The organism is Ruegeria sp. YKSD163 (assembly GCF_059612905.1).
On record NZ_JBXWRM010000009.1, the window covers coordinates 168477 to 185441 of the forward strand.

The 16965-nt window shown below is 65.2% G+C and carries 14 protein-coding genes; 6 read left to right on the plus strand and 8 right to left on the minus strand.

Going from position 1 to position 16965, the window contains the following annotated elements; all coding sequences use genetic code 11:
- Window positions 1-4: 4 nt before the first annotated feature.
- Genes AC2FNA_RS13765 through AC2FNA_RS13780 form a run of 4 tightly spaced genes read right to left on the minus strand, consistent with a single transcriptional unit; the run spans window position 5 to window position 6685 of the window.
- On the minus strand, window positions 5-2050 hold the full coding sequence (locus AC2FNA_RS13765; RefSeq protein WP_496827424.1) for a hypothetical protein: 2046 nt from the start codon (window positions 2048-2050) through the stop codon (window positions 5-7).
- Window positions 2047-4809: a DUF4159 domain-containing protein gene (locus AC2FNA_RS13770; RefSeq protein WP_496827426.1), complete on the minus strand. Its 2763-nt coding sequence runs from the start codon at window positions 4807-4809 to the stop codon at window positions 2047-2049. The genes AC2FNA_RS13765 and AC2FNA_RS13770 overlap by 4 nt, the downstream gene beginning before the upstream one ends.
- Entirely contained in the window at window positions 4806-5681 is an 876-nt protein-coding gene (locus tag AC2FNA_RS13775) for a DUF58 domain-containing protein (RefSeq protein WP_496827428.1), read from the minus strand. The genes AC2FNA_RS13770 and AC2FNA_RS13775 overlap by 4 nt, the downstream gene beginning before the upstream one ends.
- Window positions 5678-6685 carry an AAA family ATPase gene (locus AC2FNA_RS13780; protein ID WP_496827430.1) on the minus strand — a complete coding sequence of 336 codons (1008 nt, stop codon included), beginning with the start codon at window positions 6683-6685 and terminating at the stop codon, window positions 5678-5680. Before AC2FNA_RS13780 ends, AC2FNA_RS13775 begins: the two co-directional genes overlap by 4 nt.
- A gap of 65 nt (window positions 6686-6750) precedes the next feature.
- Between AC2FNA_RS13780 and AC2FNA_RS13785 the strand changes: the two genes are divergently transcribed.
- Window positions 6751-7332, plus strand: a complete 582-nt coding sequence (locus tag AC2FNA_RS13785; RefSeq protein WP_496827432.1) for a DUF1285 domain-containing protein — start codon at window positions 6751-6753, stop codon at window positions 7330-7332.
- Between the two features lie 14 nt (window positions 7333-7346).
- On the opposite strand, the gene AC2FNA_RS13790 is transcribed toward AC2FNA_RS13785, so the two are convergent.
- Window positions 7347-7916 (minus strand): helix-turn-helix domain-containing protein, encoded by a 570-nt coding sequence (locus tag AC2FNA_RS13790; protein WP_496827434.1) that lies wholly within the window; start codon window positions 7914-7916, stop codon window positions 7347-7349.
- Window positions 7917-8038: 122 nt separating this feature from the next.
- Here AC2FNA_RS13790 and AC2FNA_RS13795 point away from each other — a divergent pair, with 122 nt between their 5' ends.
- On the plus strand, window positions 8039-9214 hold the full coding sequence (locus tag AC2FNA_RS13795) for an acetyl-CoA C-acyltransferase family protein (RefSeq protein WP_496827436.1): 1176 nt from the start codon (window positions 8039-8041) through the stop codon (window positions 9212-9214).
- Between the two features lie 68 nt (window positions 9215-9282).
- Here the strand turns inward: AC2FNA_RS13795 and AC2FNA_RS13800 are convergent, their stop codons facing one another.
- Genes AC2FNA_RS13800 through ubiE form a run of 3 tightly spaced genes read right to left on the minus strand, consistent with a single transcriptional unit; the run spans window position 9283 to window position 12593 of the window.
- Window positions 9283-10269 carry a 4Fe-4S dicluster domain-containing protein gene (locus AC2FNA_RS13800; RefSeq protein ID WP_496827438.1) on the minus strand — a complete coding sequence of 329 codons (987 nt, stop codon included), beginning with the start codon at window positions 10267-10269 and terminating at the stop codon, window positions 9283-9285.
- Between the two features lie 38 nt (window positions 10270-10307).
- Entirely contained in the window at window positions 10308-11837 is a 1530-nt protein-coding gene (gene ubiB, locus AC2FNA_RS13805; RefSeq protein WP_496827440.1) for a 2-polyprenylphenol 6-hydroxylase, read from the minus strand.
- A gap of 3 nt (window positions 11838-11840) precedes the next feature.
- Window positions 11841-12593 (minus strand): bifunctional demethylmenaquinone methyltransferase/2-methoxy-6-polyprenyl-1,4-benzoquinol methylase UbiE, encoded by a 753-nt coding sequence (gene ubiE, locus AC2FNA_RS13810; RefSeq protein ID WP_496827442.1) that lies wholly within the window; start codon window positions 12591-12593, stop codon window positions 11841-11843.
- 85 nt (window positions 12594-12678) lie between these two features.
- On the opposite strand from ubiE, the gene mutM reads away from it, so the two are divergent.
- From mutM to dnaA, 4 genes are all read left to right on the plus strand, one after another.
- Window positions 12679-13530, plus strand: coding sequence for a bifunctional DNA-formamidopyrimidine glycosylase/DNA-(apurinic or apyrimidinic site) lyase (gene mutM / locus AC2FNA_RS13815; protein WP_496827444.1), 852 nt, complete (start codon window positions 12679-12681; stop codon window positions 13528-13530).
- A 66-nt stretch (window positions 13531-13596) separates the two neighbouring features.
- On the plus strand, window positions 13597-14373 hold the full coding sequence (gene acuK / locus AC2FNA_RS13820; protein ID WP_496827446.1) for an acryloyl-CoA hydratase: 777 nt from the start codon (window positions 13597-13599) through the stop codon (window positions 14371-14373).
- Between the two features lie 219 nt (window positions 14374-14592).
- On the plus strand, window positions 14593-14856 hold the full coding sequence (gene rpsT, locus AC2FNA_RS13825; protein WP_234140376.1) for a 30S ribosomal protein S20: 264 nt from the start codon (window positions 14593-14595) through the stop codon (window positions 14854-14856).
- A gap of 548 nt (window positions 14857-15404) precedes the next feature.
- Window positions 15405-16793 (plus strand): chromosomal replication initiator protein DnaA, encoded by a 1389-nt coding sequence (gene dnaA, locus AC2FNA_RS13830; protein WP_496827448.1) that lies wholly within the window; start codon window positions 15405-15407, stop codon window positions 16791-16793.
- Window positions 16794-16965 lie beyond the last annotated feature (172 nt).

Below are 16965 nucleotides of genomic sequence, written 5' to 3' on the forward strand. Positions count from 1 at the left end.
ACGACTACCGCCGCCCCTCGCGCAACCATCCCGCGATGACAAAGCCCGAGGCCAGCAACAGCACCAGCCAGGCCGGGGCCAGCGGCGTCTGCCGCACATCGCGGGTTTCATAGGCGCCGCGCGGTGTCAGGCCCAGCCAGCCGCGCCCGGCGGCGGGCCGCCCCTCGCGCACATTGCGGATGGTGGGCAGACCTTCCTCCAGCCGGAAGATACCGCTCTTGAGCGGGGTGATCAGCGGCTCCATCAGGGCGGCGGTGGCGATGGTCGCCTCGAACTCGCGCGGGGCGGCGGGCCCAAGGCCGATGACCGCGCTCTGATCGCCTTCGCGCAGCCGGTAAAGGCCGATCTCGGGCCCCTGATAAAGCGCCTCGAACCGACCCGGAGACACCTCCTCCATCGGCAGCACATCCTCACCGCCATCGGGGCGAGTGATGGTGACCGAGCCGACCTCGGTTTCCAGCGTCCGCCGGATGATCCGCATGGTCTGGCCCTGTGCCTCGGCCCAGAGCGCGTCTTCCTCAAGTTCAGGTTCTTTCATCATCCAATGGGCAAGACGGCGCAGCAGCTCCAGCTGCGGGCCGCCGCCCTCGTATCCGCGCCCCCAGAGCCAGGCGTGATCGGTGGCCAGCAGCGCCACCCGCCCCTCGCCGACCCGATCGAGCACCAGCAGCGGCCGGCCTTCGACCCCGCTCATCAGCACATGGCCCGAATCCTGCGTGACCTCGATCTGGCGCAGCCAGCGGCCCCATTCGTCGGCACTGCCCAGCTCGGCGGTGACCGGGTGGCGGGCGCCCTCTTCGGTAACCTGTGCGCGATAGGCCTCTTCGATCACCCGAGCGGTGGGGCGCGCGGGCAGGACCGGCGACAAGGGGGTGCGATAGATGCTGTCGGCGGTGGCGAAATCCGGCCCCGCCGCTACCAGTACCGCGCCGCCCCGGTTCACGTAATTGGCGACATTGTCCAGATAGATCGCCGGCAGGATGCCGCGCCGCTTGTAGCGGTCAAATATGATCAGGTCGAAATCGTCGATCTTTTCCAGAAACAGCTCGCGGGTGGGAAAGGCGATCAGGCTAAGCTCGTCAACCGGCACCCCGTCCTGTTTCTCGGGCGGGCGCAGGATGGTGAAATGCACCAGATCGACCGAGCTGTCCGATTTGAGCAGGTTGCGCCAGGTACGCCCGCCCGGATGCGGCTGACCCGATACCAGCAGCACCCGCAGACGGTCACGAACACCGTTCATCTGGATCAGCGCGGTGTTGTTGCGATCGGTCAGCTCGCCCTCGGCCACGGGGACCGAGAATTGCACCACGTTGCGCCCACCATGGGGAAGGGTCACCGGCAACTCCAGGTCCTGGCCTACGGGCAGCGTCAGACGCTCGGGCGGGCCGCCATCGACCGAGATCTCAAGCTCTGCAACCGCGCCCTGACCGGCGGGCACTGCACCGGCATCCTCGATCCTGAGGCTCAAGGTGACCGGCTCGCCGATGATGGCAAAGGCGGGGGCGTTGCGCACGATCAGGCGTCGGTCCCAGTCAGTGGCCCGCCCCGATAGCAGCAGATGCATCGGCGCCGGAAGTGCGGGGGCGCGGTCCAGATCGTGCACCTGCCCGTCGGATAGGGCAAGGATACCTGCGATCCGGGCGCGCGGTTCCTCGTTTAGCGCCTCGGTAAGGGCCGCCATCAGCTGGGTGCCGGTATCGGCCTCTCCATCGCCAACTATGATGCGGCGCAGCTCGGTATTGGGGCGGCTCTCGATGCTGGCGGCCAGTTGATCAGCGGCGCTTGTGGTCTGGTCGGGCCGGTCGGACAGGCCCTGACTGGCGCTCTGATCCTCGATCATCAGCACGATGTCGGAAAGGGGTGCGCGGTCCTCGACCTGCCAGACCGGGGCGGCGAGCGCGGCCAGCAGCACCAGTGCCGCCAGCCCGCGCAGAGCCCAGCCCGACAGGCCGCGCCACAGCGCCAGTGCGATACCCGCCAGCGAAAGGGCAGCCAGCGCGATCAGCAGCGGCAGCGGAACAAGCGGATCGAGCAGGAGGTCTCCGGTCATTGTCCCAACCTGTCAAGCAGCGCAGGCACATGGACCTGATCGGATTTGTAATTGCCGGTCAGCACATGCATGACCAGATTGACGCCAAAGCGATAGGCAAGCTCGCGTTGCCGCTCGCCACCGTAACCGCGCCCCACCGGCAGCATGGCGCGGCCATTGTCATCGACCGCCCAGGCGGCGGCCCAATCGTTGCCGCCGATCACCACCGGGGTGACCCCGTCATTGAGATTGCGAAAGGGCATGCCCTCGATCTGTTCGGCATCGAGCGGGGCGGCCTCGACCCAGATATCGGCGCTGGCGTGACGGCCCGGGAAATCCTGAAGCAGGTAGAATGTGCGGGTCAGCACATGATCGCCCGGCACCGGCTCCAGCGGTGGAATGTCCAGAGGCGCCGCCAGTTGTTGCAGCTTGCGCCCGTTCGGGCTGCCAGCGCCAAAGCGGGCGATATCGGCGTCGCGGGTGTCGAACAGGATCATGCCGCCCAGCCGCAGATAGGTGTTGAGCCTTGCATAGGCCGCATCCGACGGCTGCGGCTGATCGGGGGTGACCGGCCAATAGAGCAGCGGGAAAAAAGCCAGCTCGTCACGTTCCAGATCGACGCTGAACGGGGCTGCGGGTTCGACCGAAGTGCGAAAGAATAACGTGTCCGAAAGGCCGCGCAGCCCGGCCAGCGCCAGATCGTCCACCGTGCGATTGCCGGTCAGCACATGGGCCAGCACCATCTCGCGGGTGGCGTCGCGGGCGAAGCGGTCGGCCTCGGCCTGTTGCGCCTCGGCCCCGGGCGCATGCAGCAGCAAACCCAGCAGCGCAGCGGCACGGCCAAGCGGGCCGAGCCGGCCCGACAGTGCCAGCGAGGCCGCGACATCCAACGCCAGCAGCACCAGCGCGAGCGCCAACAGCCAACCACCCAGCGGTTTCTCTGCCGCGATGCTCAGCCCCAGCACCGGAATCGATGCGGGCCATTGCGCCGGGGTCAACACACTGTCGGCGCCCAATACGTTGCGCGCCAGCCGCCGGCTCTCGTTTGCATAGACGCCAGGGCGCAGCTCTGGCCCGATGGCGGCGCTGGCCAGCGCGGTGCCATCCACGCCGGGCAGGTTGCCGGCATCGTCCAATTGCCCAAAGCCATCCATCACCCGCAACGGGCTCCAGACCGTACCTTCGAGGTTGATTGCATCGGCACTTTTGGCGGCCGAGGAAACGGCGAGCCGGTCCAGCATCTCGACATAAAGGCCCGACAGCGGCAGGCTCGACCATTCCGCATCCGCGGTGACATGAAACAGCACCACTTGTCCCAGCCCCAGCGCCTTGCGGGTGACCAGCGGTGTGCCATCGCTGAGCGCGGCGATTACCCGGTCGGCCAGATCGGGATCGGGCTGTGCCATGACCTGGGTGGAAACGGTGACATCGCCAGGAATCGTCAGCCCGTAAAAGGGCGAGGTATCGGCAAACGGAGCCAGCGTCTTGGCCTCGCCCCAACTCATTGCGCCGCCGACGGTACGGCCACCGCTGCGCAGGCGGACCGGCAGAAGTGGATCGATCTCGTCGCGGCCGATATCGCTGGCCGCCATGCGCGGCCCGGCAAAGCGGACCAGGATGCCGCCCTGTTCAACCCATTCGGTCAGCGCGCTCCGTTCCAGTGTGGCCAGTGTCACCACATCTGCCAGTACAACGATATCGGGATTGGCGGGCAGCACATCCAACAGGGCGCCGTCGATGAAATCGGAATTGGGCACCAGCACTTGGGTCAGGTAGTGCAGCGGCGACAGCAGTTCCAGCCCCTCGCGATCCTGCCGTCCGGCAAATAGCGCGACCTCGTGCCGGGCCAGACTGTCATCGGTCAAGGCCACTGCTCCAGCCGCGCGTTGGCCTTCAAGCTCGAACCGGGTGACGCGGGCCCGCAGTTCCGAGGGCAGGGAAAGCGCCAGTTGCGCCTCGGTTTCACCTGCGGCAAAGCGCGCCTCGCTGCGGTTCAGCACCCGGACCGTTCCGGCGGGATCAGGACCCAGCGCCAGTACCGCCTGGATGCGCTCGGGCCCCGGTTCGGCACGCAGCAGCGTCAATTGAACGGCGCCATCGGCGAATGTAGCCGGGCGCAGACCCAGCACCGGGTTGGGTGACTGATAGACGGTGACCGCGCCGCGCGCGCCCAGCGTGTCGAGCAACTCGGTCCGCCCCGCATAGTCCAGCCCGTCGCTGAGCCAGAGCGTATCGAACCCGCCCGCCTGCGCGCCGACTGCCTGCGCGGCGGCGGCCAGTTCGGCCTGACCCGGTTGCCAGGGCATCGGCGAAAGACCGGGCAGCCGACTGCGCCAGGCAGCGGCGGATTGAAACACCAGATCCTCAGGCGCGCCCAGCCGCAGCACCGCGACCGGACGGTTGGTCCGACCTGCTTCGGTCAGACGCGCCTCGAGCAGGTCGATCTGTTGCGTCCAGCGCGCCGCCCCGGCCCAGCTGGCGTCCAGCACAACAAGCAGGGGTTGGTCTCCCTCGGCCTGTTGCCGGGGGTTGAGCACCGGTCCGGCCAGACCCAGGATCACCGCCGCCACCGCCAGAACCCGCAGCAAGAGCAGCCACCAGGGCGTTCGGTCCGACACGCTTTCGTCGTCACGCAAACCCAACAGCAGACTGACCGCCGGGAACAGCCGGCGGATCGGTGCCGGTGGCACCGCACGCAGGATCAGCCAGAGGATCGGCAATGCCACCAGCGCCAGCAGCAGCCAGGGCGCGGTAAAGCCGATGCCGCCCAGAACCGTCATCGCACTCTCCCGTCCAGGGCGCGCCACAGCCACAACAGCGCCGATTGCGCGCTGTCGCCGGTATGGTGCAGGCCCAGTTGCCAGCCAGTCGCCCGCGTAAGCGCCATCAACGCGTCGCGGCGTTCGGCCAGCCGGACGAGGTAGCGCTCGCGCAGCTCTCCGGCCTTGAGGGTTTCATGACGCAGCGTGCCGCCCACGCTTTCGAACAAGGTGCGCCCGCGATAGGGAAAGCTTTCCTCGGCGGGGTCGAGCACCTGCATCAGCACCCCGCGCACGCCCCGGTCGGCGGCCTTGGACAGGGCCAGCTCGACCTCTTTGAGGTCGCCGAGAAAGTCGGAAACAAACAGGGCGCGGGCGTGCGGGATCATGGCCCGGTGTTCGGGCGGGGCATAGTCGGCCTCGGCATCGCGTGACCAGGCCTCGGCCAGCCGGTGCACCTGGGCATTGCCGCGGCGTGGCGGCAGTGTGGTGCCGGTCAGCCCGACCCGCTCGCCGCCCCGTACCAGCAGGATCGCTACCGCCAGCGCCAGCAGGCGGGCGCGGTCGGCCTTGGTCTCGGTCCGCTTGTCCGAACTGAAGCTCATAGAGGCACCCTGATCGACCCAGAGCATCACCGATTGCGCGATCTGCCATTCGCGCTCGCGAACAAATTGCAGGTCGCCCCGGGCCGAACGACGGTGGTCGATCATGCGGCGGCTGTCGCCCGGCTGGGCCGGGCGATATTGCCAGAAATCATCGCCCAGCCCGGCGCGGCGGCGCCCGTGATCGCCCAGCAGCACGGTGCCCGCCAGATGCTCGGCCCGCGCCAGCAGGGGCGGCAGCGGGGCGGCGGCGGTTTCGGCACGATGCCTGAGGGCGGGGGCGACGCTCACGCGGCGACCTCGTTCCGGGTCAGGTTGGCGGCGGTCTCGTCGATCAGGCCGGCCAAGGTATCGCCGCGCGCCCGGGCGGCAAAGTTCAGCGCCATCCGGTGGCTGAGAACCGGGCGGGCCATGTCCAGCACATCCTCGGGGCTGGGCGCCAGCCGGCCCTGCAGCAGCGCCCGCGCCCGCACCGTCAGCATCAGCGCCTGCGCCGCGCGCGGGCCGGGCCCCCAGGCCACGGTATCGCGCACCCGGTCGCTGACCCCCGCTTCGTCCGGACGGAAGGCGCGCACCAGGTCGAGGATCATCTCGACCACCGACTCGCCCACCGGCATCCGCCGCAGCAGCACCTGAGCGGCCAGCAGATCGGCCTGGGTCATCACCTGATGCGCCTCGGCCTCTTCGGCGCCGGTGGTGGCAAGCAGAATCTCGCGCTCGGTCGCGCGGTCGGGATAATCGACGTCGATCTGCACCAGGAACCGGTCCAGCTGTGCCTCTGGCAGGGGATAGGTGCCTTCCTGCTCGATCGGGTTCTGGGTCGCCAGCACGTGAAACGGCGTGCCCAGCGGCCGGTTCTCGCCCGCCACGGTGACCGTTTTTTCCTGCATCGCCTGCAACAGCGCCGACTGGGTGCGGGGGCTGGCGCGGTTGATCTCGTCGGCCATCAGAAGCTGGCAGAAGATCGGACCGGGAATGAAGCGGAACCGGCGGCTGCCATCCTCGGCGGTGTCCAGCACCTCGGAGCCGAGAATATCGGCGGGCATTAGGTCGGGCGTGAACTGGATTCTGTTGCCATGCAGGCCCATGACGGTCGACAACGTCTCGACCAAACGCGTCTTCCCCAGGCCCGGCAGGCCGATCAGCAGCGCGTGCCCACCGCACAAAAGCGCGGTCAGGGTCAGGTCCACCACCCGCTCCTGGCCAATGAACCGGCGGGTGATCGAGGCCCGCGCTTCTTGCAGCTTGATGCCAAGCGCGTCGATTTCCCCGAGCAGGTCGGCAGGTTCGGACATGGTTTTCCCTCCGCGGCAACTATATGGGTATGAGTGTATCGCGCTGACAGCAAATGGCAAAAACAATGAGCGGACAAAAGCCTGTGAAACCTTCGGCGGACGGCCTTCTTGCCTCGGCCCGGGCGATCAAATCCAGGGGACCGGCCCCCGTGCATCTGTGGAATCCGCCGTTCAACGGCGATATCGACATGCGTATCGCACGGGACGGGACTTGGTTCTATCAGGGCACGCCGATCAACCGGCCCGCGATGGTGCGGCTGTTCTCGTCGATCCTGAAGCGTGAGGAGGACCGGTACTATCTTGTCACCCCGGTCGAAAAGGTCGGGATTCGCGTCGATGACGCGCCTTTTGTCGCCGTGGATGTCGAGGTTGCGGGGCAGGGGCTCGAACAGGTGCTGACCTTTACCACCCATGTGGGCGACAGCGCGGTGGCGGGAGCGGACAATCCGATCCGCATGGCGCAGGACCCCGCGACCGGCGAGCCCGCGCCCTATGTTCATATTCGCGCGGGGCTTGAGGCGCTGATCGACCGCAAGAGTTTCTATCGGCTGATGGATCTGGGTGAGATTGAGGACGGCTGGTTCGGGCTGTGGTCCTCGGGAAGCTTCTTCCCACTGATGACGGTCGCGGAGCTGGAGCGCGGCTGACTTGCGCCTTGCGCTCAAGCTGTCTTGACGATCAGGAACACCCGCGCCGGTCCGTCGCCGGTGGCAGAGATCTTGTGTGGAATGTCAGCGGCATAGCGCGCTGTGTCGCCCGGTCCCAGATCCTGTGCCGCAGAGCCCGAGGTCACACGCACCGCACCGTCAAGCACGGTCAGCTGTTCGCGGGTGCCGCGTGCATGGGGTTGGCTGTTCAGCGCGCCGCCCGGTTTGAAGCTGATGTCATAGACCTCGTGTCCACCGGCATCCTCGGGCGGGGATAGAATGCGGATGCGGCAGCCCTGGCCCATGTTGTCGATGCTGGGCACTTCGGAGGCGCGCAGGGTGTCGATACGGTCGGCGGCCTCGGCCTCCTCGAGCAGGCCCGCGAAATCGACCTGAAGCGCGCGCGTCAGGTTCCACAGCGTGGCGATGGTGGGGCTGCTTTCGCCGCGTTCGATCTGGCTGACCATGGACCGCGAGACGCCGCTGAGATTGGCCACCGCCTCGAGCGAGAGACCCTGCGCACGGCGTGCCTCTTTCAGGCGGGCGGGAAGGCGGTTCAGGATATCGTCGGGGTATTCCGTCATGACGGAATCTGTGCGCCGCGCGCTCTATTTTGTCAATTCCCGGCAGGGTGGGCGTGACGGCACGTCTCAGGCGACAAATCATGCTGCGGGTGCATAATGCGCGAAACCCTGAGGAGGATGACATGACCGATATCGTGATTCTGGACGGTGCCCGCACCGCCATCGGCACTTTTGGCGGGGCGTTGGCCTCGACTGCGCCAATCGACCTTGCCACCGTGGTAACTGAGGCGGCGCTGGAACGTTCGGGCGTCGAAGGCGCCCAGATCGGCCATGTGGTGTTCGGCCATGTGATCAATACCGAACCCCGCGACATGTATCTGAGCCGGGTTGCCGCGATGCAGGCGGGTATCCCGAACGGAACGCCCGCGATGAACGTGAACCGCCTGTGTGGCTCTGGCGCGCAGGCCATCGTCTCGGCGGTGCAGTCGCTGATGCTGGGGGATGCGGAGTTTGCCGTGGCTGGCGGTGCCGAGAGCATGTCGCGCAGCCCGTTCATCATGACCCAGGCCCGCTGGGGCGCCAAAATGGGCGATGTCAAATCGCTTGACATGATGCTGGGCGCGCTGAACTGCCCGTTTGGCACCGGTCATATGGGTGTGACCGCCGAAAACGTCGCGGACGAGCACCAGATCAGCCGCGAAGACATGGACCAGTTCGCCATGACCTCGCAAGAGCGCGCGGCCGCAGCCATCGCGGCGGGGTATTTCGATGGCCAGATCACGCCGGTGCAGGTCAAGGTCAAGCGCGACATGGTCGACTTCAAAGTCGATGAGCACCCCAAGGCGACCTCGGTCGAGGTGCTGGCCGGGTTGAAGCCGGTGTTCAAGAAGGATGGCCGGGTGACGGCGGGCAACGCCAGTGGCATCAACGACGGCGCGGCAGCGATGGTGCTGGCCACGGCGGATGCGGCGGAGAAGGCCGGGCTGAAGCCCAAGGCGCGTATTCTGGGCTACGCCCATGCCGGTGTGCGCCCCGAGGTGATGGGGATCGGCCCGGTTCCGGCGGTGCAGAACCTGCTGGCGCGCACGGGCCTGAGTATCGGCGATTTCGACGTGATCGAATCGAACGAGGCCTTTGCCGCGCAAGCCCTGGCGGTGAACAAGGAGCTGGGTCTGGATGCGGCCAAGGTCAACCCCAATGGCGGCGCGATTGCATTGGGCCACCCGGTTGGTGCGACCGGTGCGATCATCACGCTGAAAACGCTTTATGAGCTGGAGCGCACCGGCGGGTCCAAGGGTCTGATCACCATGTGCATCGGCGGCGGCCAGGGCATCGCCATCGCGATCGAAATGCTCTGAGTGGAGAGGCTGGGGGCGCTGCCCCCAGACCCCCGGAGTATTTGGGGCGAAATGAAGCAGGGGCGCGGTTAGCTGGTTGCGTCCCTGTTGCGTTTGCGGGCCAGCTTGGCAGCTAGGTTCGGGCCGATGCCGGGGCGCGACCAGGGGCATTCGGCGATGCAGATGGCGCAGCCGTGCGTCTGGTTGAAGAAGGGCAGGCATTTGTCAAAATCGACATACCACTTGCGGGTGCCGCGTACGGTCTGCTTTTTCGCAAACAGCGCCTCGGGCGGGCAGGCGTCCTGACAGATGTGGCAGTTCTGGCAGAAGCCGTCGATGCCGTGATCCTGCGCCGGCGTCGGGGCAAAAGGCGCATCGGTCAGCACCGCCGACAGGCGGAACGAGGCGCCGAGATCGGGGTTGATGATGGACCCGTGCTTGCCCAACTCGCCAAAGCCGCAGGCCAGCGCGGGCGGGATCATCGCCAGCGCGCCGGTCATCGGGCCGGTCAGCGGCTCGGCCTGCCAGCCTTGCTGGCGCAGCCATCCGGCGATGGTCTTGGCGGCTTGGGCGGCACGAGTGTATTGCGTCATCACCTCAAGCCCAGCTCGGGGTTGGGGCGCCGTGGCGATGGCGTCGTAGTCATGGGCCACGCCGATCATGATGACGCGCGATTGCGGTATTTCGTGGCCTTCGAAGACCCAATCAGGGTCCATCTCGGCAACACCGGTCAACTCGCAAGCGCCGCTGTCCACGAATTGCGTCAGCGCGGCGGTCCAGTCCGCGGGTTCGCGGGTGGTCGCGGTCTCTGCTACCGGCGGCAGGGGCGCGTCCAGCACAGCCTGGCGGGCGGCGCGTCTGCTGGCAAAGTCAGGTTCCTTTGCCGATTGCCGGTAGAAATAGTGTTGCAGGGAGCCGTGTGGAATATCGGCCGGGTCGGGCGCCCAATAGACCATGCGCGGGCGGCGAAACGATGTTTCACCCAGCCCGTTGATGTCATTGCCGCTGACCTCGGGCGCAAGGGCTGCCTGTTCGGGATCGGGCACGAAGGGGCGATGTGGATTGGTGCGGGCCATGGGCGCAGCCTAGCACGAAGGCGGCGCCTGTCACCGGTTCAGATGAAAAGGCTGGCCAGCAGAACCACGCCGCCGCCGATCAGCGCGCCACCCAGGGCGGGCCAGAACGCTGCGCTGAGGCGCGGCTTTTCGTCTGGACCCGGTTGCGACTGCGCCACCAGCGCGCGTTCGACCAGATCGGGCAGGCGTGGGCCAAAACGGGCCACCACCAGCGCTGTTTTGCCCAGATCGGCCAGCACCGCGCGCGGGCCGATGGATTGCTTGATGTAATCCTCGACCACCGGGCGGGCCACCTCCCAGATGTTGATATGGGGGTCGAGCGAACGCGCCACGCCTTCGACCACGACCATGGTACGTTGCAGCAGGATCAGCTCGGTCCGGGTTTCCATGCCGAACCGTTCGGTGACCTCGAAGAGGTAGCTCAGCAGCCGGCCCATCGAGATATGGGTCGCATCCATGCCAAAGATCGGCTCGCCCACGGCGCGCAGGGCGCGGGCGAATTCGTCGACATCCTGGGTGGCGGGCACGTAACCGGCCTCGAAATGCACCTCGGCCACGCGTTTGTAATCGCGTCGGATGAAGCCGAACAGGATCTCGGCATAGACCCGGCGGGTGTATTCGTCGATATGGCCCATGATGCCGAAGTCATAGGCGATGATATCGCCATCGGCGGCGACCTTCAGGTTGCCCTGATGCATGTCGGCATGGAAATAGCCATCGCGCAGTGCGTGCAGCAGGAACAGGCGCAGCACCCGTTCGCCAAGATCGCGCCGGTTGTGTCCGGCGGCGTCCAGCGCGGCATTGTCACCCAGCGGCACGCCATCGGCCCAGCCCAGCGTCATCACCCGTCGCGCCGAGAGCGACCAGCGCACCGGCGGCAGGCGGAACCCGGCATCCTCCTTGGTGTTGTCGGCGAATTCCGAGGCGGCGGCACTTTCCAGCCGCAGATCAAGCTCTCCGCGCACCACGCCGTCGAAATGCTCGATCACCTCGATCGGGCGCAGGCGACGGGCACCGGGGGCAAAGAGGTCGACGATGCGGGCGGCGAAATAGAACGCGTCCACATCCTTGCGAAAGGCGCGCTCGATGCCGGGGCGCAGCACCTTGACCGCCACATCCTCGCCGCTGTCGGCCAGACGCGCCCGGTGCACCTGGGCGATGGACGCCGCCGCAATCGGCTCGCTGAATTCGCTGAACATCTCGGGCAGCGGGCGACCCAGTTCCCGCTCCACCTCGCGCATGGCAACAGCGCGGGGAAAGGGCGGCAATTGATCCTGCAACACGCGCAGCTGGTCGGCCAGATCCTGGCCCACCACGTCGGGCCGGGTCGAAAGCACCTGGCCGAACTTGATATAGGCCGGTCCCATCGCCATCAGCGCGCGGGTGGCCGGTGGCAGGCTGGGGTCGCCCTTGAAGCCCAGCCACTGGAACGGTTTGCCCAGCGCGCGGGCCAGAATGCGCAGCGGGCGCGGCGCGTCGAACGCATCCAGCACCGCGCCCATGGCGCCGTTGCGCTCCAGCGTGGCGCCCGTGCGGATCAGGCGGATGATATTATGGGGGCCGCGCATGGATCAGATCTTCCAGCCGGAATGCAGCGCGGCGATGCCCATGCTCAGGTTGCGGTACTTGGCATTGCCGAAACCCGCCGCCTCGACCATGCCCAGGAAGGTTTCCCGATCGGGGAAGTTGCGGATCGATTCCACCAGATACTGATAGCTGTCACGGTCGTTGGCGATCAGCTGGCCCATCCGGGGGATCACGTTGAAACTGTAAAGGTCATAGAGCTTTTGCAGCCCGTCATTGGGTAACTGGCTGAACTCCAGCACCATCAGGCGCCCACCGGGGCGCAGCACGCGGTAAGCCTCGTTCAGCGCCTCTTGCGGCCGGGTCACGTTCCGGATGCCGAACGAGATGGTGTAGACGTCGAACGTGTTATCGTCGAAGGGCAGCGCCATGGCATCGCCCACCACCCAGTCGAGACTGTCGGCCATGCGCTCGGCCTCGGCCCGCTTGCGGCCCTCGACCAGCATCGGCTCGGTCAGGTCCAGAACGGTGGCATGGCCATGGCCCGCGCGTTTCAGAAACCGGAACGAGATATCGCCGGTCCCCCCCGCCACATCCAGCAGGCGCTGGCCCGGTCGCGGCGCCAGCCAATCCATCATCGCGTCTTTCCAGACCCGGTGGATGCCCATCGACATCACATCGTTCATGACATCGTATTTCGAGGCGACCGAGCCGAACACGCCCTGAACCCGGCCCGCCTTTTCATGCTCGGGCACGGTTTCAAAGCCGAAATGGGTGGTCTTGTCGGATGTGTCGGACATGGGTCTTGCCGTTCCTCGCATTTCGCCCCTGTTATAGGGTGCTGAGACCGGGGCACAATGCGGCCCTTTGGATGAGGAGCGTCTAATGCCTGAATTGCCCGAGGTCGAGACCGTGCGGCGCGGATTGGCCCCCGCGATGGAGGGGGCGGTGATCGCGCGGGCCGAGGTCAATCGGCCCGACCTGCGCTGGCCTTTCCCCGATCGCATGGCCGAGCGGCTGACAGGCCAGCGGGTGGAACGGCTGCGGCGGCGGTCGAAATACATCCTGGCCGATCTGTCGGGGGGCGAGACGCTGCTCATCCATCTGGGCATGTCGGGGCGGATGACCGTGTCGGGTGATCCGCTGGGGCAGTTCGTGCATGACCACCCGGCGGCGCAGAAACATGACCATGTGGTGTTTCACATGGACAACGGCGCGCGCATCACCTTCAACGACCCGCGCCGGTTCGGTGCGATGGACTTGATGGCCACTGCGACCGTGGACGAACACAAGCTGTTGATGGTGCTGGGGCCCGAGCCGCTGGGCAACGATTTTCACGAGGATTACCTGGTTGCCGCCCTCAAGGGGCGCAACACGCCGGTCAAATCGGCGCTACTGGATCAAGGAATCGTGGCGGGGCTAGGCAATATCTATGTCTGTGAGGCGTTGTTCCGCGCCGGGGTGTCGCCGCGTCGCAAAGCGGGACAGATCGCCGCCGCGCGGGTCTCTGCGCTGGTTCCGATCATTCGCCAGGTCCTGTCCGAGGCGATCGAGGCGGGTGGTTCCTCACTCAAGGATTTCCGCCAAGCCGATGGCGAACTTGGGTATTTTCAGCACAGTTTCGATGTCTACGGGCGCGAAGGGGAACCCTGCCGCCGCTCGGGCTGTGACGGCACCGTGCAGAGAATCACCCAGTCGGGTCGCTCATCCTTCTATTGCGCGCAATGCCAAAGATAGCTTGAACCATCTCTCGCCCATGATAAGGAATCGTTTCGAAACGGAACAACCGAGAGCGAAAGCCCCATGGCCTTTGAGACGATCATCGTCGAAGTTGAAGACCACGTAGCCCTGATCAGGCTGAACCGTCCCGATGCGCTGAATGCGCTCAACACACAGTTGTTGGGCGAGTTGTGCACCGCGCTGGAAGAGGCCGATGGCAATGACAAGGTGCGTTGCATCGTGATCACCGGCAGCGACAAGGCGTTTGCCGCCGGTGCCGATATCCGCGAGATGTCTGAGAAGACGTATGTCGAGGTGTATAGCGAGAACCTGTTCGCGGCCGCCAATGACCGCGTCAGCGCCATCCGCAAGCCGATCATCGCGGCAGTGGCGGGTTACGCGCTGGGCGGTGGCTGTGAGTTGGCGATGCTGTGCGATTTCATCATTGCGGCGGACACCGCCAAGTTCGGCCAGCCCGAGATCAATCTGGGCGTGATCGCCGGTATCGGCGGCACCCAGCGCCTGACCCGGCTGGTGGGCAAGTCCAAGTCGATGGATCTGAACCTGACCGGGCGGTTCATGGATGCCGAAGAGGCCGAGCGCGCCGGGCTGGTCAGCCGCGTAGTTCCGGCCAAGAAGCTGGTCGAAGAGGCGCTGAGCGCGGCTCAGAAGATCGCCGAGAAATCGATGATCTCGGCCTATGCGGTCAAGGAGGCGGTCAACCGCTCTTACGAGACCACGCTGAGCGAGGGGCTACTGTTCGAGCGCCGCGTATTCCATTCGATGTTCGCCACCGAAGATCAGAAGGAAGGCATGGCCGCTTTCCTTGAAAAACGCGCCGCCCAGTTTCGCGACAAGTGACGTTGCGTCATGGAATCAGTGCAGCAGGCGGGCCCAGGCCCGCCTGTTTGCGTTTTGGCGGATGGGGGCTTGGCTTTCGTCGCCTTTTTCGCTAAATGCCGCCGTCATACATGCGCGTGGGGCCCGCTCTGGCTAGAATCACACCGGTGAGACTGATCCGGGAGAGGGGCGTCATTGCGTGACATGAACAGAACCGAACCCGAGTAAAGGTCAGAAAACATGGCAAATTCGCCCCAGGCAGCAAAGCGCGCCCGTCAGAACGAAAAGCGCTTCGCCATCAACAAAGCCCGCCGTTCGCGGATCCGCACCTATCTGCGCAAAGTCGAAGAGGCGATCGCCTCGGGTGACAAGGATGCGGCAACCGCCGCTCTGCGCGCGGCCCAGCCCGAACTGATGCGCGGCGTCAGCAAGGGTGTGTTCCACAAGAACACCGCATCCCGCAAAATGTCCCGCCTGTCCTCGCGCGTCAAAGCGCTGGGCTGAGGACGGTCCCGAATCCCCCAAAGGGGTTCTAAGAAAAGGCGTTGCATTTGCAGCGCCTTTTTTCGTGCCTGTTGCAGCAAGGTCCCGGTGCCGCAGCCTTGAGAGATTCTTTGCAGGTGAATCCCGAGTCAACATCATAGTTTCGTTGCCGCTCCGCAGACCGACTTGCTACCACTGTTCCAGCGATTCACTCGCTTGGGGGGACAGGCGCCCTTCACGACGGTCCGACGGGCATCGGATCACGTGAAAGGAAGGCGAAAGCGTACGATTGTCATCGCTTTCGATTTCTGTGGGGACCGAGCTGCTCGGGCTTCCACCCTGTCTATTTGAGTGTGTTATGTATTTGTAACAGGTTTTGATCTGCGCCCTTTCGGGGCAGTCATTACCTGTTGCCGGTGCGTAACCCTATGCTTGTTTGACAGCTTGCGCCCGCTTTGGGTGGCAGGGGCTGTTATGCGCGCTTTGAGTGAGTCGTGGAGGGCCACTGGCCGAAACTGATGGGTAATAAGGCCGGAATCGGCCAGATAACGGGACGCGTGAGGCGCTGGATGACACAAGAAAAATGGGGACTGCTATGTCAGAAATTGCTCAAGACGGTGGGGCAGAACAATTTCACGACCTGGATCGAGCCGCTTGAGTTTCAGGCGCTTGAGAATGGGGTCGCGGTCTTTACGGTTCCGACCAATTTCATGGGGAACTATGTCAGCCAGAACTTCTCGGATCTGATTCTGTACGAACTGAACAACGCCGGAGAGGCGGTTCAGAGGCTGGCTTTTCGTGTCGCTGCAAATTCGCCGATGCGACCAGCCCGCGCGGCGCGGCCCGCTGCAGTGCCAGCGGCTGCGCCAGAGGCTCCGACCCAGCGTGTTTCCGAGACCTCTGACGCGTTGGACGGGTTGCAGGCCGCGCCATTGGACCCGCGGTTCACCTTTGACAGCTTTGTGGTCGGCAAGCCGAACGAACTGGCCCATGCCGCCGCGCGTCGGGTGTCCGAAGGCGGCCCGGTCACCTTCAATCCGCTGGTCCTCTATGGCGGGGTCGGTCTGGGTAAGACCCACCTGATGCATGCCATCGCTTGGGAGCTGAAGGTGAAGCGACCCGAACTGAACGTGCTGTATCTGTCGGCGGAACAGTTCATGTACCGTTTTGTGCAGGCGCTGCGCGAGCGCCGGATGATGGATTTCAAGCATCTGTTCCGCTCGGTCGACGTTCTGATGGTGGATGACGTTCAATTCATCGCTGGCAAGGACAGCACCCAGGAAGAGTTCTTTCATACCTTCAATGCGCTGGTGGACCAGAACAAGCAGATCATCATCTCGGCAGACCGCGCGCCAGGCGAGATCAAGGATCTCGAGGATCGGGTGAAATCGCGCCTGCAATGCGGTCTGGTGGTGGATCTGCATCCCACCGATTACGAACTGCGCTTGGGCATTTTGCAAACCAAGGTGCAGATGTATCGCAGCACCTATCCCGATCTGGTCATCGCGGATGGCGTGCTGGAGTTCCTGGCGCACCGGATCTCGACCAATGTGCGGGTCCTCGAAGGGGCGCTGACCCGCCTCTTTGCCTTTGCTTCGCTTGTCGGGCGCGAGATTGACATGGAACTGACCCAGGATTGTCTGGCCGATGTCCTGCGCGCCTCGGAGCGCAAGATCACGGTCGAGGAGATCCAGCGCAAGGTTTCGGATTACTACAACATCCGCCTGAGCGATATCATCGGCCCGAAACGTCTGCGTTCTTATGCGCGGCCGCGTCAGGTGGCGATGTATCTGTGCAAGCAGCTGACCAGCCGGTCACTGCCCGAGATCGGGCGCCGCTTTGGTGGGCGTGACCACACGACGGTAATGCACGGGGTCAAGCGGATCGAAGAGTTGAAGCTGACCGACGGCCAGATTGCCGAAGACGTCGAGATGCTGCGCCGCGCGCTGGAGGCGTGAGGCCAGGCGGGGTGGCCGCAAGGCCATCCCGTGCTTCGCTGTGCGCGCAGCAAGCCCACTGGGTTTCTAACGCGCGAGCAATTTTCCCGGATTGCAACCATGCCATAATCGCGCCCCATCTGGGGGCGCCCTCTTGACGCTGTTGGCGTTAGGCCCGAGAAAACCAAAAAAG